The following is a 19,332-nucleotide window of genomic DNA, read 5'->3' on the forward strand; positions in this document are numbered from 1 at the left end:
TTCAGGGTGCAATTGCTCTTAGAGAGCTTTTGCCTCTGAAAAATAGCGAGGATCTGGCGGTCATGGATTTAGACATCGCATTAATTCTTGGGCAGGATGGCATTACCAGTGGTGCAATCTATGCATTGCTCGCCTTATGTATTTTATTGGTTTTTACTGTCACCCGAATTTTACTCATTCCTTTAGGTGAATTTAGTGTTTTTGCTGCACTGACACTTGCCTCTATTCAAGCTGGAACACCAAGCCGTATTGTATGGCTGTTGGTAATATTCTTTGCTGTTCAATTGCTTCTGGATCTTTATGCGAGTTTTAAAAATAAGACTCCATTTAATTTAAGAAGCCATAGTCTGTGGGCGATTTACATTGCGTTAATTGTTGGAGCGATGTATTTACTGCCATTGGCAAGCCTGCCGATGTTTATTCAAATTTTACTTGCTTTGGCTGTTATTACACCGCTTGGCCCGCAAATCTACCGTTTATTCTTTCAGCCTTTGGTGGCTGCCAAATCATTAGTGCTACTGATTGTTTCTATTGCAGTGCATGTGGCTTTGGTGGGGATTGGCCTGTTAGTTTTTGGCCCAGATGGTGCGCAAACTCAACCATTCAGTGATGCTGTATATCAATGGGGGAGTTTAGCTGTTAATAGCCAGACCCTTTATATTATTGCCGCGTTTTTCAGCATGATTCTTATGCTGTGGTATTTCTTTGGAAAGACACTTTACGGCAAAGCATTAAGAGCCACTGCGGTGAATCGGGTTGGGGCACAGCTGATGGGAATTTCTCCCATTTTTTCAGGCAAAATCACCTTTGCAATGGCGGCTTTTATGGGAGCATTTGCGGGTATTTTAATTGCACCAATTACCACACTGTATTATGACTCTGGTTTTATTATCAGCCTTAAAGGCTTTGTTGGCGCAATTATTGGCGGCTTAGCAAGTTTTCCAGTGGCAGCAGCAGGTTCGGTGGCCGTTGGTATTATTGAAGCATTTTCTATGTTTTGGGCCAGCGACTATAAGGAAATTATCGTCTTTACCCTCATTATTCCATTTTTGCTTTGGAAATCTTTAACGTCTCGTCACATTGAGGAGGACCATGAATGAAGTCTAAATATTTATTTCTGGGCTTTGCTGCGCTTATGGCCCTTAGCCCTTTAATTTTACCTGCTTATCAAGTCACGCTACTTAATTATATTGGGCTGAATGCTTTAGTCGTTTTAGGTTTAGTGCTATTGACAGGTGTGGGCGGCATGACCAGTTTTGGTCAAGCGGCATTGGTGGGAATTGGCGCTTACTCGACCGCTTATTTAACAGTGACCGAACAGTTGCCCCAGTTCTTGATGTGGACAGGCGGCAGCCCATGGGCAGGGCTAATTTTAGGTATTGTTTTAACGGTTACTTCTGCATTTCTTGTGGGTGGCCTCACCTTAAAACTGTCTGGACATTATTTGCCTTTAGGCACCATTGCTTGGGGAATATCGCTCTATTATTTCTTCTCCACCATTGAAAGTCTAGGCGGTCATTCAGGTATTTCTAATATTCCGAGCATTTCTATTGCGAGCTATGCCTTAGACACCAGCAATAAAATGTTTTATCTCATTTGGCTGATTTTATTTGTGGCCATTATTTTGACCAAAAATATTTTGAACTCTAGGGAAGGCCGTGCGATACGGGCACTCAAAGGCGGACAAGTCATGGCGGAGTCTATGGGGGTAAATACCTTTAGATCTAAAATGGTGGTCTTTGTTATTTCCTCTGTTTTTGCCTCTATTTCGGGCTGGTTATATGCGCATAATCAATCATTTATTAACCCGACACCTTTTGGTTTACAAATGGGGATTGATTATTTGTTCATGGCCTTGCTGGGCGGTGTAGGCAGTATTTGGGGCGCAATATTTGGAGCAGGCATATTCACGATGCTGCGCCAATGGCTGCAAGACTTAATGCCGGTTATTTTTGGCAATAATGGACAGTATGAAACTATTGTTTTTGGTTTAATGATTGTATTGTTGATGCAAAAAGCCCCCTCTGGCTTATTGCCAATGCTGGTCAAGCTGATACCGCCGCGTTTTAAAGCTAATGATTTGCATACGGAGTTGACCGCACCCACACAAGCACTTCCTACTCTGGCGTTGCCTCCAAAAGGAACGCTTATTCTAGAAGCGAAGAATGTGACGAAAAAGTTTGGCGGTTTGGTCGCCAATAACAACATGAATTTAAAAATTCATGCAGGCGAAATTCTGGCATTGATTGGCCCGAATGGCGCAGGCAAGAGCACCATGTTTAACCAGTTGTCCGGTGTCGATGTTCCAACCAGCGGTGAAGTCATCTTTTTAGGTGAAAAAATCAATGGCATGTTATCGCGTGAGATTGCTAAAAAAGGACTGAGCCGAACCTTTCAGCACGTCAAAATTTTGCCAGAAATGACGGTGTTGGAAAATGTGGTGATTGGCGCGCATTTACGCGGTAAAAAAGGCGTTTGGGCCTCGCTATTCAGGCTGGATCGTGAGGAAGAAAACAATTTATTGAATGAAGCTAAATTTCAGTTAGAGCGGGTCGGTCTAGGGGATTATCTTTATACCGAAGCTGGAAATCTGGCACTAGGGCAGCAGCGAATATTGGAAATTGCGCGTGCTTTATGTGCCCACCCAAGCTTATTGTTATTGGATGAACCTGCTGCCGGCCTACGTTTAAAAGAAAAGCAGGCTTTGGCTGAGCTTTTAATGAAGCTGAAGGCAGAGGGTATGGCGACTTTATTGGTTGAGCATGATATGGACTTTGTGATGAATTTGGTCGATCACGTTGTAGTAATGGAGTTTGGTGAAAAAATAGCAGAAGGCCTGCCAGAAGATATACAAAAAAACGAAGCTGTTCTAGAAGCCTATTTAGGAGGTGCAGCATGAGTACGATCACAGAAAATACGCAAGGCAAATGCTTATTAGAAGTCAGTAATTTAAGCGTGGCTTATGGCAAAGTTGATGCACTGATGAATTTCAATATGCGGGTAAATGAGGGGCAGATTGTATCTGTCGTTGGCCCCAATGGTGCAGGCAAGACCACCTTGCTTTCTGCAATCATGGGAGTTCTTGCTTCAAAAGGTGATGTGGAATTTGATGGCAGTGTAGAGCAATGCCCGCCCATAGAGCGAATGGTCGTACGTGGACTAGGTTTAGTGCCTGAAAAAAGGGAATTGTTCGGCAGCATGAGTATTGAAGATAATCTCATGCTGGGTGGCTTTCAGCGTTATCGGCATGGCGACCGCAGTCTAAAAGAAACGCTGGATGAAGTTTATAGTATTTTCCCGCGTTTAAAAGAACGCCGGATTCAGGAAGCCGGCACGTTGTCTGGTGGTGAGCGGCAAATGCTTGCTGTGGGCCGTGCACTGATGGCAAAGCCTAAACTGTTGATGCTGGATGAACCGAGTCTCGGTTTAGCACCTTTAATTACCCGTGAGATTTTTAAAATTATTGATCAGCTGCGCGGTCAGGGCGTGTCTATTTTATTGGTAGAACAAAATGCACGTGCAGCCTTGAAGTTGGCAGACTATGCCTATGTGTTGGAAATGGGTGAATTGTCTATGCAAGGCACTGGTCAAGATTTAGTGGAAGATCCAAGAATTATTGAAAGCTATTTAGGGATTAACAGTAAGCATCAGGACATTCTTTCTATTTAATTTTCCTTTTAAGCGGGAGCGCCTTATGAAAAAAGAGACCAAAATTTCTATTTTAGGCGCCGGTGCAATTGGCTGTACCTTGGCAGCTCGCCTGATTTTAGCAGGCTGTGAACAAGTCAGTTTAATTGCACGTGGGGAGAATTTTCAGGTGTTGTCCACTCAAGGTATTCAGCTAACCGATTTAACAGGCGAATATCAGTTGACGCCCTATCGTGTTGTGCAAGACCTCACAGAACTTGATCCGCAAGATATTATTTTTATTGCGACCAAATCAAATGCCCTTCATCAGATCACTGCTGCTGTTCAAGATGCAATACATGCTGAAACCGTGATTATTCCGCTGATGAACGGCATTCCATTTTGGTATTTTTATCAAGGGCAAAGCAACGATGATATACAGGCCATTAAGTGCCTAGATAAAGATAGGCAATTGATTGAGCGCTTTCCTTTGACACATTTAATTGGTTCTGTGGTGTTTATCACAGCAAAATTGAAGGCCTATGGCAAAGTGGAGTCGGATAATCCATATCTGCTGATTTTAGGTGAGCCGAAGAATCAAATCACAGAGCGTATACAGGCAGTTCAAGCCCTTTTTGCAGATACCGGTATTGAGTTAAGGGTTACCGACCAGATTCGAGATCAGATTTGGACCAAAGTGATTGCTAACTTAAGCTCGAACCCACTTTCTGTAGTCACGGGCGCTCCTTTAAAAGACATCTACGCACATCCGCACTTACATGAAATGGCGCTGCAAATTACCCAAGAAGTCCGGCAGGTGGCGGCCAGTTATGGTGCCCGAATTGCTATTGATCCCCTAACCTTTTTACAGTTAGGCAGCAATATGGGAAACGTGTACACCTCCATGTGGCATGACTATCAAAAGAAACAACCTTTAGAAATGGCAGGAATAGCAGAAGCTGTTTTTGAGCTGGCCGAGCAATTTAATTGTCCTATGCCTGTCACAAAGCATATTTGCAATTTAACTGCATATTTGAGTGAGCAATCACGGAAGATTTAAAAAAGGATTCTTATGAACACCAGCATTCAACCTTTGAATTTCAGTCAGCAGGAATGGGAACTGCGTGTAAAGTTAGCAGATTGTTATCATTTGGTGGATTATTTTGGTTGGACTGAAACAATCTTTAATCATATTTCAGCACGGTTACCAGGGGATGAACAGCATTATTTGGTCAATCCTTTTGGATTAAATTATACTGAAGTCACGCCAGAAAATTTATTGAAAGTTGATTTAGCCGGAAATAAGGTAGAACCTTCCGAATATGATGCGAATCCTGCGGGTTTTGCATTGCACAGTGCCGTTCATGGCGCAAGGCATGATATCCGCTGTTTGATTCACACCCATACCACACCGATTAGTGCTGTGGTACAGAAAAAAAAGGGTTTCTCGTCTGATAGCTTCTATGGTGCACAGCTCTATGGGCGAGTGGCTTATCATGCTTTTGAGGGCATCACACTTTTTCCAGAAGAAAAGCTGCGGATGATTCAAAATCTTGCAGATAAACATATTTTAGTATTGCGAAATCATGGCATTGCAGTAGGAGAAAGCAGTATTGAAAAAGCATTTTTTTTACTCTGGACCGTGCAGCGTGCTGCTGAAATTCAGTGCCAAGCGGGTGCTTTGGGCGGCGAAGATTTTCCGCTCAGTGAAGAGGTTAAGCAAAAATGCACAGATTTAACCGCAATGCTGATTGGTGACAGCGGATTTGCAGATAAATTCTTTAATGCAATGGTGCGTAAAATGCATGAAGCGGATTAAAAATACACCATTTTCATGCATTTTTTGAATTTCCAGCAGGAATGGCCGTGTAGTGAAAGCCAGTTAAACCGGCAGTCTTTTGAACAGTCATAATAAATTGACGGTTAGGACTTACGGTATCATGTTTATTTCTTTGGATCTGCTAATGAAACTCAGCGGAGTGGGCAGTGATTTTATTGAGGGTCATGGTTAACCTTGATTTTCTCTGTCCGTGACCAAAATATAAAATGAGTACTTAAAAAAAAGATGCAATACGCGCGTATTGCATCTAAAGAGGAACACTCAATTAATTAAAAGCAGTACCTAAAACATGTATAAATTCTTTTGGACGTTCAATATTTGAAATATGCGAGGCATTAATTTCAAACATCTTCGCATTCGGAATACGCTCTACCATAAATTGATCCTCTGCAACTGTCGTTACAGGATCTTGTATTCCTGCCACAATAAGAACAGGAACAGTAATATCTTTTAACTGTTCATCCAGGTCCGCTTTAGCCCAAGCTTCACAACAACTTGCATAACCTCAGCGCTGCCCGGCCATTTTGCAAATTTTCAACTTCTGCTGCATTGCCTTGAATTAAATTTATCCGTAAACCAGAGCTCGGCTGCAGTTGAAGCGATAGGGCTGTAAACCTTTAATGAGCAATAAGCAAATTTTTAGCGTTAAATTAATGGAAAATTTAACGCTAGAAATCTGAAGTGCTGCAAGGCATTAGTAATGCTATGCAGCACAGATAAATGCGTTAAGCGCTGACGCGGCGACGGTCAATTTCTGTTGTTGGCGCCTGTGCAGACTCTTTGACCAGTTCAACATTAAAGGTAATCTGTTTGAATGGTTTATCCACATTGTGTTTAGCCATTGCTTCTGTATCATTTACCTCTGTTGCAGTGGCGACCAGACCTTCGCGTGTTGCAAAAGCAAAGTCATCCCAAAGGTATTGATCGCCTTCAATATTAAATTGAGTTGTCAGTTTGCGGTAACCTGGCGCTGAAACAAAATAATGCACATGAGAAGGACGGTTGCCATGACGGCCAAGTTTGTTTAAAACAGCTTGGGTTGTGCCTTCTGGAGGACAGCCATAACCGACGGGCATTGTAGTCTGAGCAACATAATGGCCGGCATGATCGGCAATGATGGTACGGCGTAAATTAAAATCAGACTGAGATTTATCAAAGAATGAGTAATTACCTAAACTGTTGGCATGCCAAACCTCCACTTTAGCGCCTTGAATTACATTACCGTCAGTATCAGTGACTGTACCTTCAATGAATAACGTATCGATTTTGTCTGATTCAGTTCCGTCATCCATTCGCGCAAAACCCACCGATTCTGGCGCGCCTGCAACATAGAGCGGACCTTCAATGGTTCGCGGTGTGCCGCCAGTAATGCCTGCTTTGGCATCCGCTTCATCTGCACGGAGATCTAAATAGTGCTCAAGTCCAAGCCCCGCTGCTAAAAGGCCTAATTCATTGGCCTGACCTGCGTCGGTAAAATACTCTAAACCTTTCCAGAGTTCAGTTTGAGAGATATCCAGATCCTCAATGGCCTGGAATAGATCTCCCATTAAACGGACAACAATTTGTTGTACACGTGCATCAACTGGCCCTGTAGCTGTATCCACGTTCATGTGTTTTACTAATTGATCAATCTCTTGACGGTTCATACTCATTCTCCTGTAGCACGATATGTTTTGTACGTGGCTCGCTGTGCTGGCTGAATTCAGCTGGCTCCTTTGCTCGCCACATTTCCCTGTTAATTTTTGTCAGATGTTCTGTCTAGAACATGGTGTAGATTAAAAAAGTCAGCTGTCATCATCACGAGTAGAAGACGGGTGGCGATTCAATGCCATTACTTCAATATTCATATAGGGATAAAGCGGTAGACCTTGCAAAATAGTGTGCAGTTCTTCATTGCTTTCTACATCAAAAATGCTGATGTTTGAATACTGTCCTGTTACACGCCAAATATGGCGCCATTTGCCTTGATGCTGTAAGTCCTCTGAATAGGCTTTTTCAACAGTTTTGATTTCATTGGCTTGCTCGCTTGGCAGATCCAAAGGGATATGCACATCCATACGGACTTGGAAAAGCATTCTCAGCTCCTTTAATTACAGACGACGTAAGTGATCAATTTTGTTTTCATCCACCTCAATACCAAGTCCAGCACTTTGAGGGATTTGTAATTCAAAATTTTGGTATTGAAGCGGGGTTTTTAAAATTTCTTCTGTCAGCAGCAATGGGCCGAACAGCTCGGTTCCGTAAGCCAGATTGTCAAAGGTTGAAAAGACATGTGCAGATGCAATTGTCCCAACAGGACCTTCCAACATCGTGCCACCGTATAAATCAATGCCAGCAAGTCTGGCAATTTTTCCGACTTCACAGCCTTCAAGCAGCCCGCCGGATTGCGCCACCTTAACGGCAAAAACAGAGGCAGCATTTTTCTTCGCAAGGCGATATGCACTATCAGGGCCCATCAATGATTCATCTGCCATAATGGCAATATCAAACCTGTGGCTAAGGCGCTGCATTGCATCAATATTATCAATCGCACAAGGCTGTTCAATCAGGTCAACGCCGCCATCTTGGAGTATTTGAATTCCTTTAATTGCTTGCAGTTCAGACCATGCACGGTTGACATCTACACGAATTGAAATACCTGGCCCTAGTGCTTTTTTAATGGCGAGTACATGTTCAACATCTGCTTCAACTGCATGAGAGCCAATTTTAAGTTTGAAAATATTATGCCGTTTCACTTCAATCATTTTCTGTGCCTCAGCAATATCTTTGTCTGTATTGCCGGATGCCAGTACCCAAAGTACCGGAATACTGTCACGCAAGCGTCCGCCTAAAATTTCACTCAGCGGCAAACCTAAACGCTGGGCATGAATATCGAATAAGGCAGTCTGTATGGCGCACTTGGCAAAACGATTGCCGTTAATATTTCTTTTTATCGTCTGTAGGGTTTTGGCCATATTGAGCCCGTACAGTGATTTCAATAACGGACTAAAATATGTCCCAATATTGGTTTTAATACTTTCAGGGCTTTCTTCCCCATAACCTAAACCGCCAATAGTGGTCGCTTCACCCCATCCGATGAAACCATCACTGGTGGTGATTTTGACCAAAACCAAGGTCTGTGTCTGCATTATCGCCACCGCCATTTTATGAGGCCGGATGGTGGGGATTTCGACAAGTATCGTTTCTATTGACTGGTACATAATCATTTTAATGGAAAAATACATATAATTTTAAACTATATTATTTTTATTGTTTATACTATGACTGAAAAGGTATTTTTAAATACCAAAAAGGAATATTAAAAATGGAATTAAAACATCTACGTTATTTTGTTACGGTGGTAGAAGAGCAGAGTATTACCAAAGCTGCAGATAAATTATGCATTGCACAGCCGCCGTTAAGCCGACAAATTCAAAAGTTAGAAGAAGAATTAGGTATTACTTTATTTGAACGTGGTTCTCGGCCCATTAAAATGACCGAAGCAGGTCAGTTCTTTTATGAACATGCTGTGCAAATTTTAACCCATACCACACAAGCAATTTCTATGGCACAGCGGATCAATGCGGTGGATCAGACCGTCCGCATTGGTTATGTCAGTTCACTGCTTTATGCTTTACTGCCACAAATTATTTATTTATTTAGACAGCGTAATCCGGATATGCACGTTAAATTAATTGAATACGGCACGTGTGATCAAATTGAAGCACTTAAAGCAGGAAAAATAGATCTAGGTTTTGGCCGGCTTCGACTCATTGATCCGTCTATTAAGCGCCGCCTCCTCAGAAAAGAACGTTTATTGCTGGCCATTCATAAGCATCATCCTCTAGCCGAATTTATTGAATCTGGTCTTTATCTGTCACAAATTTTAGAGGAAGCTATTTTTTCCTATCCCCAAACACCAAAACCCAATTTTGCTACGGCAGTACAAAGCATCTTCACCGAATTAGGTTTAGTACCCAAAAAACTGATAGAAGTACGTGAAATTCATATGGCACTTGGCTTGGTGTCTTCAGGAGAGGGGATTTGCCTGATTCCAGAAACAGCCAGTGATATCGGTATGAAAAATTTAGCTTATATCCCGATTCTGGATGTGGAAGCTCACAGCCCAATTTCTTTATCTGTGCGTAATATGGATCAGAGTAGCTACATTCCAAAAATTCTAGATTGTATTCAAGACGTTTTTAAAAATGAAAATACTGATCTTCATATGGACAATATATAAATCGATTGAATAATCCAGGAATAACCCTCTCAAACAATTTTAAAATGATAGAAAAGGTATGACTATATACTTAATTAGATATGGAAAATTACATTAATAATTCAAATAATACAAGGTATTCTAATTTTCCTTTTTAGTTCTGAAATTATCTTAAATTTTAATATTAAAAAGTTTCTATTGGGAAATCAGCATTCAGATCAAACAGGCAGATCATGATGTTTGCATCGTGGATGAGAAAACAATACCGATGTAGGAAAGGATTTCCATGTATAACTTATCTTCAAAACGTACTGCTCAAAAAGCAGTGCTATTTTCATTTTTTAGTATTGCAGGGTTGAATGCAGCGCATGCCAATTTTTTCGAGGACAGTCAAAAGTCTGTTTACCTCAGAAATTTTTATGTTGAACGCGACTTTGAAGGAACAAATCAGGATTTAGGCAGCTGGTCTCAAGCTATCAGTGGCCGTTTTGAATCCGGCTATAGCGATACGCCGCTTCAGGTGGGTCTAGACTTAGGATTTCAATATGCTGTGAGATTGAATGATCATAATGAAGAGCGTTTAGATACAGTCTTTAAGTATGATCAAGCCGCAAAGCGTCAGGAACGGGATTATTTAAAACTGGGCGCGACCTTAAAGTTGAAATATCAGAATACTGAACTCAAAATCGGTGAATTGTTGCCTAAAACGCCGGTGCTATTTATTGATGATTCCCGTCAGCTGCTCACCACCTTTGCAGGTGCCATGCTAGAAAGTAAAGAAATAAAAAATTTAAAAGTCTCCGCAGGGCGCTTTACGCATATTAATGCACGTGACGACGATGAATTTAGAAAAATGAGTCTGGGCGGTAATAAAGATCCGAATAAAGAAAGTGACGGAATGAATTTTATTGGGCTGGATTATAATTTCACTCCGAAAGTGGCAGGATCGTATTGGTTTGGCCAGCTGGAAGATATTTACCAGCAGCACTATGTAAATGCCACTTATTCAGAGCTGATCAATACCACTAAACTAAAAGTGGATGCCCGCTATTTTAACTATACAGAAGATGGCGATGCTTATTTCGGCAGTATTGATGCGCAGTCCGCAGGATTGCAGGTGACAGTTCAAAATGGGGGCAGCTCATTCACTGCCGGTCTCCAAAAAAATATGGGAGACGATGCGATTCCTTTATTGGTGGGTTATGTACCACAAGCTTATTTGCAAACCTGGTCAAACTTGGCATTTTATAAACCGAAAGAGTTGACATGGCATGCGCTATACAGCTATGACTTTAAAAATGCGGGTGTGCCAGGTCTGAAATTAGGATTGCGCTATTTAAACGGCAGTGAAATATACCGCACTGGCTTTAAAGACAACCAGGAAACTGAAAAGAATGTGATTGTAAATTACACCGTTCCTGAAGGAAAACTGAAAGGTTTAGCTCTGGAATGGCGACACATTCGTGCGGATATTAAATATGGCGTAGGAGATACTCCTGGAAAAGATTTTGTAGAAAACCGTATTATTACGAGCTATACCTTTAAATTTTGATTTCATTCAAACTCAAGAAAAATATCAGGTAGTTTTGCTGTAAAAAGTTATGTGATGATCTTCATCTTAAAGCTTCAGCCAAGTGCTTATTATAGATGCTGAATGCTAGATTAAATCATCTTCGGCATTTAGAACTGTGCAAAACTTTGATAATTCAATTAAAGTTTTGCACAGGTCTCTTGTAGCTAAATTTAATCTATCAATTGCTGGGGTTTTAAGTTCTTGCTTTTAAATTTCTCATTGCTTTAATCAAACCGTTCACTGTAATAGTTAATTTTTTCTTCAAAAACCCCTATCTAATTTAGAGTTTAAGTAAAACGATAACTAAAAAATGAAATAAGACTTAGTAAATAATCTGGCTAAAAGATCAATTTTATAAATCATTTTTACTTAATTCGAGATGGTAAATTCTAGCAATGAATTAAATCTCCAACCGATTCTTTTTGCTCTATTTGTAATAATGCTCAGCAAGGATTTTAAACATTTTCAGACTGCCAGCTCCATGCTTGCTGTAGATTCTTGTTTTATTTATTTTTTGATTATAAATTTTAAGTTCAGACTTCACTGTACAACGGCTTCTCGTTTTTTAACGGCACTAGACTGTTACGATACTCTGCCTCCACTCCCTGAGCCTGTATCTATGACGATAAAAACATCTTAATGTTTCAGATTCAAGTTTCGTTGGCATAACTTAAACCATGCATAGCAGCATAACTGTTACATAAACCCAGAATGCACTGAGTTTATGTAGTAAACAGTCCTTGTACGCTAAAAGACAGGTTTTAACGAAGACTTCTTTCTATACCCATAGCTACTTATTTTAGTGATTTTAACAGTGCTTCTGCGGTAGCAGCAGAAGATGCCGGGTTTTGTCCAGTAATCAGTAAGCCATCTTGCTGTACATGGACCTGCCAATCATCAGCTTTAGAGTACTGGCCACCGTTTTCCTTGAGCATGTCTTCGACCAAAAAGGGAACAATTTCGCTCAGGCCTACAGCATTTTCTTCCGTATTGCTAAAGCCTGTGACTGATTTGCCTTTTACAATGGCTTGCTCATCACTGCCTTTCACATGACGTAGTACGCCCGGCGCATGACAAACCAAAGCAACCGGTTTATTTGCTTGCAGGGTTTGCTCAATCAAGGAAATCGAGGTCTGATCTTCGGCCAGATCCCATAACGGACCATGACCACCGGGATAAAATACTGCATCAAAATCGGCAATCGACACTGCACTTAATTTCTTGGTATTCGCCAGTGCTTGCATGGCCGATGCATCCGCTTCGAAACGGTGTGTGGTTTCGGTTTGAGCATCTTTTTCATTACTTTTCGGATCTAATGGTGGTTGACCACCTTGAGGAGAGGCCAAGGTGACTTCTGCACCGGCATCGATAAACGTATAATAAGGGGCTGCAAGTTCTTCCAGCCAGAAGCCGGTTTTTTTGCCAGTTTCACCTAACTCGCTATGTGAAGTCAGTACCATCAAGATTTTCATATTATTTTCCTGTATCTGATTAAATATTGTGAATGATCGAATGTTAATTTAACAAGTCGCGAGCGGCAGAAATGTTGTGATACGTTCGTTTGCTGTATCGATACGTTGTGATTTAATTTTCAAGTTAATTTAACTAAACTGCCTAACTGCGCCAAGTGAACAGCCTGTTCACGAACAAGATCATTCATTCACCCATTAACAGCGCTTGCTGAATATCCGCCTGTTTACGCAAAAAATCCCAGACCAGTTTAATCCGGGGTTCATGTTGTAAATCAACTAAGGTTAGCATCCAGAAAGTGTGTGCAAAACTGACCTGATCACTGAGGACCTCTTCAAGTTCAGGTTTATCCTGGGCAATAAAGCGCGGCAAAATCGCCAGTCCGGCACCTGCACTGACCGCAATTTGCTGGGCCAGAATACTGTTACTGCGAAAACAGGCAGTCAATTGCAGCGGCAAGCGTTCCAGCGAATACAGCGCTGAGCTATAGACCAGATCATCAATATAATCGACAAAACGGTGCTGGGCTAAATCTTCTACCCGATGAATTTGGGGGTTTTGTTGTAAATAATTTTTACTGCCATACAGCTTTAAACAGTAATTGGATAGACGGGTAATGATATAGGGTCCAGATTTGGGTCGGTCAATCGCGATCACAATATCGGCTTCACGATGTGACAATTTAATGGTCTTCGGAACAGGAATCAAATCGATGATTAAGGAGGGATAATACTGAGAAAATTCAGCCAGTAACCGCGCTAAAAATGCAGTTCCAAATCCTTCTGGCGCACCTATTCGGACCCGACCATGCAAGGGATCGTGGCGTTTGTCAATCTGGATAAAGGACTGTTCCATTTGTTCCACACGCGGCACCAGTGCCAAACCTTCCGATGTCAGCTCATAACCTGTCGCTTCGCGCTTAAACAGTTGCGTACCCAAGGTATTTTCCAGAGCCTGAATCCGCCGTGCCACGGTACTGTGTTCAACCCCAATCAAGCGTGCTGCATTGGTGAGCGTTTTAGCACGCGCCAAAACCAAAAAGAAACGTAAATGATCCCAATCCACTTTCATCTTCTATTTAACATCCTGTTAAATCCCTGTGCAAATTTGCACAATCATCGTGCACCAATTTCTATTGGTGGTCAAAGTGTTCTTTGTTAGTCTGCTGAAACAGCGTAAAAATAATCCGCTGAATAAAGCCAGTAAAGGCAGATACAACGACAATAACAAACCAGCACGGAGCGATCATGAACGCCATTTCTCATCCCCAGCAAAGTACCGGATTCACCACCGCAAAACTCCTCATTAATGGTGAATTTGTCGAATCAAAAACCAGCCAGTGGCAGGATATTGTCAATCCTGCCACTCAGGAAGTCTTGGCTCAGGTGCCCTTTGCTACCGCAGAAGAAGTCAATGCCGCCATTGCTGCCGCACAAAATGCCTTTGCCAGCTGGCGCCAAACCCCGATTCAGGCACGGATGCGGATTATGCTGAAACTGCAGGAGCTGATTCGTACTAATTTAAAAAACATTGCCCAAGTATTAACGGCAGAACAGGGCAAGACCCTGGCCGATGCCGAAGGTGACATTCAGCGTGGTTTAGAAGTGGTGGAGCATGCCTGTTCTATCGGTTCACTACAAATGGGTGAGTATATTGAAGGGGTGGCACGCGGTGTCGATACCTATACCTTGCAGCAACCGCTGGGGGTCTGTGCAGGAATTACACCGTTTAACTTCCCGGCCATGATTCCACTGTGGATGTTCCCGATGGCGATTGTTTGCGGCAATACTTTTGTCTTGAAACCTTCGGAACAGGATCCGTTGTCGACCATGATGCTGGTGGAGCTGGCAATTGAGGCAGGAGTGCCTGCAGGCGTACTAAATGTAGTGCAGGGTGGTAAAGAAGTGGTCGATATGTTGTGTACGCATTCAGATATCAAGGCGATTTCTTTTGTCGGTTCGACCGCTGTCGGTACGCATGTTTACAACCTGGCTGGACAACATGGCAAACGTGTGCAGTCGATGATGGGCGCGAAAAACCACGTTGTCGTCATGCCGGATGCCAATAAAGAACAGACCTTAAATGCGTTGGTGGGTGCAGCTTTTGGCGCAGCCGGTCAGCGTTGTATGGCGCTTTCGGTGGCCGTGATGGTCGGTGATACCAAGCACTGGGTCGATGAACTGGTCAATAAAACCAAAACGTTGAAAGTCAATGCAGGCCATGAACCAAATACCGATGTTGGCCCGGTGATTTCAAGCCGCGCCAAAGCTCGTGTCATAGATTTAATTAACAGTGGCGTTGAACAAGGCGCTGAGATGCTGCTGGATGGCCGTGATGTACAGGTTCCAGGTTATGAAAAAGGCAATTTTGTCGGGCCAACGATTTTTAACCAGGTCACGACCGATATGCGCATTTATCAAGAAGAAATATTTGGTCCGGTACTGGCGATCATGCATGTGGATACTTTAGAACAAGCCATTGCACTGATTAATGCCAATCCATTGGGCAATGGTGTGGGATTATTTACCCAGAATGGCAATACTGCACGTACCTTCCAGAACCAGATTGATATCGGTCAGGTGGGTATCAACATTCCCATTCCTGTACCTGTACCTTTCTTCAGCTTTACCGGGTCACGCGGTTCAAAACTCGGTGATTTAGGTCCGTATGGCAAACAGGCGGTGCAGTTTTATACCCAGACCAAAACCATTACCAGCCGCTGGTTTGAAGATGATCAGGAAACCACAGGTGTAAATACCACGATCAGTCTGCGATAAGGAGTATCAGCATGAAGATTGCATTTATTGGTTTAGGCAATATGGGCGGCTCCATGGCACAAAACTTACTCAAGTCCGGTCATCAGGTGTTTGGTTATGACTTGAGTGCAGTGGCTTTACAGCATTTTGCAGAAGCGGGCGGCGTGGTTTGCGACAGTCCACAAGCTGCCGCGAAGCAGGCAGATATTGTGGTCAGCATGTTGCCCGCAGCCAAACATGTGCGTGAAGTCTATTTAGGTGAACACGGTATTCTGGAGGTACTTCAAGCGGGCAGTTTGTGTATTGATAGCAGTACCATTGACCCGCAAACCATTCAGGATATTGCCGCAGCAGCTCAGGCCAAACAGATTCGCGTCTGTGATGCACCGGTATCCGGCGGCACTTTAGGTGCCAAAGACGGAACCTTAACCTTTATGGTAGGCGCAGATGCAGCAACCTTTGAGGCGGTAAAACCGGTACTCAGCTGTATGGGTAAAAATCTGGTGCATTGTGGTGCTGTGGGAACAGGACAGGTGGCAAAAATCTGTAATAACCTGATTCTGGGTATTTCCATGACCGCCGTGGCAGAAGGGATGGCACTCGGTGCCAAGCTGGGCATTGATCCTCAGGCCTTGGCTGGGGTGATCAATAGTTCAACCGGACGTTGCTGGAGTTCGGAAATTTATAATCCCTGGCCGGATATTTGCGAGAATGCGCCGTCATCGCGGGGTTATACCGACGGTTTTGCAGCACAACTGATGCTCAAAGATTTGGGCTTAGCCATCGATGCAGCGCAACAGGTTGACCAGCCCATTGTACTCGGCAGTATGGTACAGAAACTCTATCAACAGCTCTGTCAGGAAGGTAATGCCCATCTGGATTTTTCCAGCATCATGCATCAATACACCACGCCACCTGCTTAAAACTTAAAACATCTAGATGGAGCAAGGAGAGACTCCATCAAAATACCCTGTCAGTAATAACGATAAATTCAGGCTGAGGTTTATTAACATGCTCAATTATCAAAAAACGGTTCAAGATTTTGATTTAAATACGGTTGCAAGTCAGTTTATATCCGGCTCCATGCAGGCACTGAATGCCTGTTATGAGTGTTGCGATCGCCATGCAGACTCAGATCAGATCGCCTTGTTCTGGTACGGTAAAGATGGCCGCAAAGAACAGTATAGCTTTGCCGAACTCAAAAAATATTCCAGCCAGTTTGCAAATTTCCTAAAGTCTCAAGGCATTGGCAAAGGCGACCGCGTTTCCGGATTATTACCGCGTACGCCTGAACTGATCATTACCATTTTGGCAACCTGGCGGATTGGCGCGGTATATCAACCGTTATTCACCGCCTTTGGTCCCAAAGCCATCGAGCATCGTATTCAACTGGCCCAGAGCAAACTGGTGGTGACTGATCTGGCGAATCGGGACAAACTCTCTGATCTGGTTGACTGTCCAAGCATTGTCACTGTACATGCCGAAACCGAGGCAGAACGCTATCCGCAGGATCTCAGTTTTTGGACGGTACTCAACCGTCAGGCTGAAGGTTGTGAGCTGGAGATGCTGAATATTGATGATCCTTTTTTATTGATGTTTACTTCAGGTACGACCGGACCGGCGAAACCGCTTAAAGTACCGCTGAAAGCCCTGATTGCTTTTGCCAGCTATATGCAAAATGCCATTGGTTTAACCCCTGAAGACGCTTTCTGGAATATTGCTGATCCCGGTTGGGCTTACGGCTTGTATTACGGTATTACCGGTCCCTTAATGCTCGGACACTCGACCTTATTTTATGAAGGGGGCTTTAATGCTGAAAGTGTCTGCGAAATTGTCAAGCAATATGGCATTACCAATCTGGCTGGTGCACCAACCGCTTACCGCATGATGATGGCAGCCGATACTGCTCAAATGGCACAGCTGCGCGGTAAATTACGCGTAGTCAGCAGCGCCGGCGAACCTTTGAATCCGGAAGTGATACGATGGTTTAAAGAGGTGCTGGATGTGCCGATTTATGACCATTATGGTCAGACCGAAGTCGGCATGGTGGTGTGCAATCATCATGCACTGGAGCATCCGGTTCATGCAGGTTCGGCCGGCTTTGCCAGTCCAGGTTACCGAGTTGCAGCCGTTGATGAACAGGGCAAGGAACTCCCTGCAGATACCCCGGGGATTCTGGCGGTCGATATCAGCCAGTCCCCCATGATGTGGTTTTCAGGTTATGAAGAAAGCCGTAAATCTCCATTTATCGGACATTATTATTTAACTGGGGATACGGCAGAAATTCATGCCGATGGCAGTATGAGTTTTGTCGGACGTAGTGATGATGTCATTACAACGTCCGGCTATCGGGTCGGCCCATTCGATGTAGAAAGTGCCTTGCTGGAACATGATGCCGTCATTGAAGCAGCGGTGATTGGCGTACCTGATCCCGAGCGTACCGAAGTCATCAAAGCCTTTGTGATTCTGGCGAATAATTTTACAGCTTCGACTCATCTCGAAGAAGAACTGGGTCAATTTGTGAAAAAGCGTTTGTCTGCACATGCCTATCCGCGCCTGATTGAATTTGTCACCGAATTGCCCAAAACTCCAAGCGGCAAGATTCAACGCTTTTTATTGCGTAATCAGGAAATCAACAAGCAGCAAGTGAAGACCGCATAACTCAACACAGCCAGCAGCTTGAATTAAAATATCGCATAAAGAGATTGAAGGAAGAATCAATGCAATTAACGCAAGAGCAACAACTGATTCAGGATATGGCCAAAAGCTTCGCCCAGGAACAAATTAAACCCTTTGCCGGCGAGTGGGATCAAAAAGGCATCTTTCCTAAACAGGCCTTGGCCCAAATGGGAGAGCTGGGTTTTCTAGGCATGCTGATTCCGGAAGAGTGGGGCGGCTCTGGCACCGGCACGCTGGCTTATGTGCTGGCTTTAGAAGAAGTTGCTGCGGCCGATGGCGCAACATCCGCCATAATGAGCGTACATAACTCGGTGGGTTGTGTGCCGATTTTCAAGTTTGGGACTGAGCAGCAAAAGCAGCAATTTTTAATACCTTTAGCCCAAGGAAAAATGATCGGTGCCTTTGCATTGACCGAACCGCATACCGGATCGGATGCCGCAGCGATTAAAACCCGAGCGGTCAAAGACGGCGATCATTACATTCTCAATGGCTCGAAACAGTTTATTACTTCAGGCCACAATGCCGGGATGATTATTGTATTTGCAGTGACCGATCCCAGCGCAGGCAAAAAAGGCATGAGTGCATTTTTAGTGCCGCGAGATACCCCGGGTTATGAAGTGATCCGGGTCGAAGAAAAACTGGGCTTACATGCTTCGGATACCTGCCAAATTGCCTTAACCGATGTCCGCATTCATGAAAACTTAAGATTAGGGGCAGAAGGTGAAGGTTTGAAAATTGCCTTGGCCAATCTGGAAGGTGGACGGATCGGCATTGCGGCACAAGCGGTTGGACTGGCGCGCGCTGCGTTGCAAGAAGCCACTGCTTATGCGCATGATCGGATCGCCTTTGGCAAAGCTATTTTTGAGCAGCAAGCGATTTCTTTCAGGCTGGCCAGTATGGCAACTGAAATTGAAGCGGCGCGTCAACTGGTCCATTTTGCCGCACGCAAGAAAGAAGCAGGTGAAGCCTGTTTAACCGAAGCGTCCATGGCCAAACTATTTGCTTCAGAAATGGCAGAGCGCGTCTGTTCCAAAGCTTTACAGATTTTTGGAGGCTATGGTTATCTGAAAGACTTCCCGATTGAACGGATTTATCGCGATGCGCGTATTTGCCAGATTTATGAAGGCACCAGCGATATTCAGCGCCTGGTAATTGCACGCAGCCTCTAATTTTAAAAGGACTTATC

At 43.6% G+C, this 19,332-nt stretch carries 16 protein-coding genes and 1 pseudogene; 11 read left to right on the forward strand and 6 right to left on the reverse strand.

Annotation, left to right across the window (positions count from 1 at the left end; translation table 11 throughout):
• The first annotated feature begins 62 nt into the window (after positions 1 to 62).
• The 5 genes from E0H80_RS09990 to E0H80_RS10010 are packed head-to-tail and all read left to right on the forward strand — an operon-like array spanning position 63 to position 5,446.
• Positions 63 to 1,100, forward strand: a complete 1,038-nt coding sequence (locus tag E0H80_RS09990) for a branched-chain amino acid ABC transporter permease (RefSeq protein ID WP_131365396.1) — start codon at positions 63 to 65, stop codon at positions 1,098 to 1,100.
• Positions 1,097 to 2,899, forward strand: coding sequence for an ABC transporter permease subunit (locus E0H80_RS09995; protein WP_131365398.1), 1,803 nt, complete (start codon positions 1,097 to 1,099; stop codon positions 2,897 to 2,899). The genes E0H80_RS09990 and E0H80_RS09995 overlap by 4 nt, the downstream gene beginning before the upstream one ends.
• A complete protein-coding gene (locus E0H80_RS10000; protein WP_067869693.1) occupies positions 2,896 to 3,669 on the forward strand; it encodes an ABC transporter ATP-binding protein in 774 nt (257 codons plus the stop codon). The genes E0H80_RS09995 and E0H80_RS10000 overlap by 4 nt, the downstream gene beginning before the upstream one ends.
• Before the next feature lie 25 nt (positions 3,670 to 3,694).
• On the forward strand, positions 3,695 to 4,687 hold the full coding sequence (locus E0H80_RS10005) for a ketopantoate reductase family protein (RefSeq protein WP_131365400.1): 993 nt from the start codon (positions 3,695 to 3,697) through the stop codon (positions 4,685 to 4,687).
• 12 nt (positions 4,688 to 4,699) lie between these two features.
• Entirely contained in the window at positions 4,700 to 5,446 is a 747-nt protein-coding gene (locus E0H80_RS10010; RefSeq protein ID WP_131365402.1) for a class II aldolase/adducin family protein, read from the forward strand.
• 286 nt (positions 5,447 to 5,732) lie between these two features.
• Here the strand turns inward: E0H80_RS10010 and E0H80_RS10015 are convergent.
• From E0H80_RS10015 to E0H80_RS10030, 4 genes and pseudogenes are all read right to left on the reverse strand, one after another.
• Positions 5,733 to 6,073: pseudogene (locus tag E0H80_RS10015) on the reverse strand (alpha/beta hydrolase); the annotation flags it as partial.
• Between the two features lie 119 nt (positions 6,074 to 6,192).
• Positions 6,193 to 7,113, reverse strand: a complete 921-nt coding sequence (gene catA / locus E0H80_RS10020; protein ID WP_131365405.1) for a catechol 1,2-dioxygenase — start codon at positions 7,111 to 7,113, stop codon at positions 6,193 to 6,195.
• A gap of 138 nt (positions 7,114 to 7,251) precedes the next feature.
• The gene (gene catC, locus E0H80_RS10025; RefSeq protein ID WP_131365407.1) at positions 7,252 to 7,542 is read right to left on the reverse strand and encodes a muconolactone Delta-isomerase; all 291 of its coding nucleotides are present in this window, start codon (positions 7,540 to 7,542) and stop codon (positions 7,252 to 7,254) included.
• Positions 7,543 to 7,557: 15 nt separating this feature from the next.
• Positions 7,558 to 8,667, reverse strand: a complete 1,110-nt coding sequence (locus E0H80_RS10030; protein ID WP_131365409.1) for a muconate/chloromuconate family cycloisomerase — start codon at positions 8,665 to 8,667, stop codon at positions 7,558 to 7,560.
• 104 nt (positions 8,668 to 8,771) lie between these two features.
• On the opposite strand from E0H80_RS10030, the gene E0H80_RS10035 reads away from it, so the two are divergent.
• Both E0H80_RS10035 and E0H80_RS10040 read left to right on the forward strand, forming a co-directional pair.
• Positions 8,772 to 9,689: a LysR family transcriptional regulator gene (locus E0H80_RS10035; RefSeq protein WP_131365411.1), complete on the forward strand. Its 918-nt coding sequence runs from the start codon at positions 8,772 to 8,774 to the stop codon at positions 9,687 to 9,689.
• A gap of 265 nt (positions 9,690 to 9,954) precedes the next feature.
• Positions 9,955 to 11,220: an OprD family outer membrane porin gene (locus E0H80_RS10040; RefSeq protein WP_131365413.1), complete on the forward strand. Its 1,266-nt coding sequence runs from the start codon at positions 9,955 to 9,957 to the stop codon at positions 11,218 to 11,220.
• 815 nt (positions 11,221 to 12,035) lie between these two features.
• Here E0H80_RS10040 and E0H80_RS10045 read toward each other — a convergent pair.
• A complete protein-coding gene (locus tag E0H80_RS10045; protein WP_131365415.1) occupies positions 12,036 to 12,713 on the reverse strand; it encodes a type 1 glutamine amidotransferase domain-containing protein in 678 nt (225 codons plus the stop codon).
• A gap of 184 nt (positions 12,714 to 12,897) precedes the next feature.
• Entirely contained in the window at positions 12,898 to 13,782 is an 885-nt protein-coding gene (locus E0H80_RS10050; RefSeq protein ID WP_131365417.1) for a LysR family transcriptional regulator, read from the reverse strand.
• 176 nt (positions 13,783 to 13,958) lie between these two features.
• On the opposite strand from E0H80_RS10050, the gene E0H80_RS10055 reads away from it, so the two are divergent.
• The 4 genes from E0H80_RS10055 to E0H80_RS10070 all read left to right on the forward strand — a co-directional run bounded on the left by E0H80_RS10055 (position 13,959) and on the right by E0H80_RS10070 (position 19,315).
• Positions 13,959 to 15,488, forward strand: a complete 1,530-nt coding sequence (locus E0H80_RS10055; RefSeq protein ID WP_131365419.1) for a CoA-acylating methylmalonate-semialdehyde dehydrogenase — start codon at positions 13,959 to 13,961, stop codon at positions 15,486 to 15,488.
• Between the two features lie 11 nt (positions 15,489 to 15,499).
• On the forward strand, positions 15,500 to 16,390 hold the full coding sequence (gene mmsB / locus E0H80_RS10060; RefSeq protein WP_131365421.1) for a 3-hydroxyisobutyrate dehydrogenase: 891 nt from the start codon (positions 15,500 to 15,502) through the stop codon (positions 16,388 to 16,390).
• A gap of 88 nt (positions 16,391 to 16,478) precedes the next feature.
• On the forward strand, positions 16,479 to 18,128 hold the full coding sequence (locus E0H80_RS10065) for an AMP-binding protein (RefSeq protein WP_131365423.1): 1,650 nt from the start codon (positions 16,479 to 16,481) through the stop codon (positions 18,126 to 18,128).
• A 59-nt stretch (positions 18,129 to 18,187) separates the two neighbouring features.
• Positions 18,188 to 19,315, forward strand: a complete 1,128-nt coding sequence (locus tag E0H80_RS10070; protein WP_131365425.1) for an acyl-CoA dehydrogenase family protein — start codon at positions 18,188 to 18,190, stop codon at positions 19,313 to 19,315.
• Positions 19,316 to 19,332 lie beyond the last annotated feature (17 nt).

This window comes from Acinetobacter sp. ANC 4779 (assembly GCF_004331055.1).
Classification (GTDB): Bacteria; Pseudomonadota; Gammaproteobacteria; order Pseudomonadales; family Moraxellaceae; genus Acinetobacter.

Coding starts and splice junctions, on each gene's coding strand:
- mmsB (WP_131365421.1), top strand. CDS start 15,500: ATGAAGATTGCATTTATTGGTTTAGGCAATATGGGCGGCTCCATGGCA.
- E0H80_RS10000 (WP_067869693.1), top strand. CDS start 2,896: ATGAGTACGATCACAGAAAATACGCAAGGCAAATGCTTATTAGAAGTC.
- E0H80_RS10035 (WP_131365411.1), top strand. CDS start 8,772: ATGGAATTAAAACATCTACGTTATTTTGTTACGGTGGTAGAAGAGCAG.
- catA (WP_131365405.1), bottom strand. CDS start 7,113: ATGAACCGTCAAGAGATTGATCAATTAGTAAAACACATGAACGTGGAT.
- E0H80_RS10005 (WP_131365400.1), top strand. CDS start 3,695: ATGAAAAAAGAGACCAAAATTTCTATTTTAGGCGCCGGTGCAATTGGC.
- E0H80_RS09990 (WP_131365396.1), top strand. CDS start 63: ATGGATTTAGACATCGCATTAATTCTTGGGCAGGATGGCATTACCAGT.
- E0H80_RS10030 (WP_131365409.1), bottom strand. CDS start 8,667: ATGTACCAGTCAATAGAAACGATACTTGTCGAAATCCCCACCATCCGG.
- E0H80_RS09995 (WP_131365398.1), top strand. CDS start 1,097: ATGAAGTCTAAATATTTATTTCTGGGCTTTGCTGCGCTTATGGCCCTT.
- E0H80_RS10045 (WP_131365415.1), bottom strand. CDS start 12,713: ATGAAAATCTTGATGGTACTGACTTCACATAGCGAGTTAGGTGAAACT.
- E0H80_RS10065 (WP_131365423.1), top strand. CDS start 16,479: ATGCTCAATTATCAAAAAACGGTTCAAGATTTTGATTTAAATACGGTT.
- E0H80_RS10055 (WP_131365419.1), top strand. CDS start 13,959: ATGAACGCCATTTCTCATCCCCAGCAAAGTACCGGATTCACCACCGCA.
- E0H80_RS10070 (WP_131365425.1), top strand. CDS start 18,188: ATGCAATTAACGCAAGAGCAACAACTGATTCAGGATATGGCCAAAAGC.
- E0H80_RS10050 (WP_131365417.1), bottom strand. CDS start 13,782: ATGAAAGTGGATTGGGATCATTTACGTTTCTTTTTGGTTTTGGCGCGT.
- E0H80_RS10010 (WP_131365402.1), top strand. CDS start 4,700: ATGAACACCAGCATTCAACCTTTGAATTTCAGTCAGCAGGAATGGGAA.
- E0H80_RS10040 (WP_131365413.1), top strand. CDS start 9,955: ATGTATAACTTATCTTCAAAACGTACTGCTCAAAAAGCAGTGCTATTT.
- catC (WP_131365407.1), bottom strand. CDS start 7,542: ATGCTTTTCCAAGTCCGTATGGATGTGCATATCCCTTTGGATCTGCCA.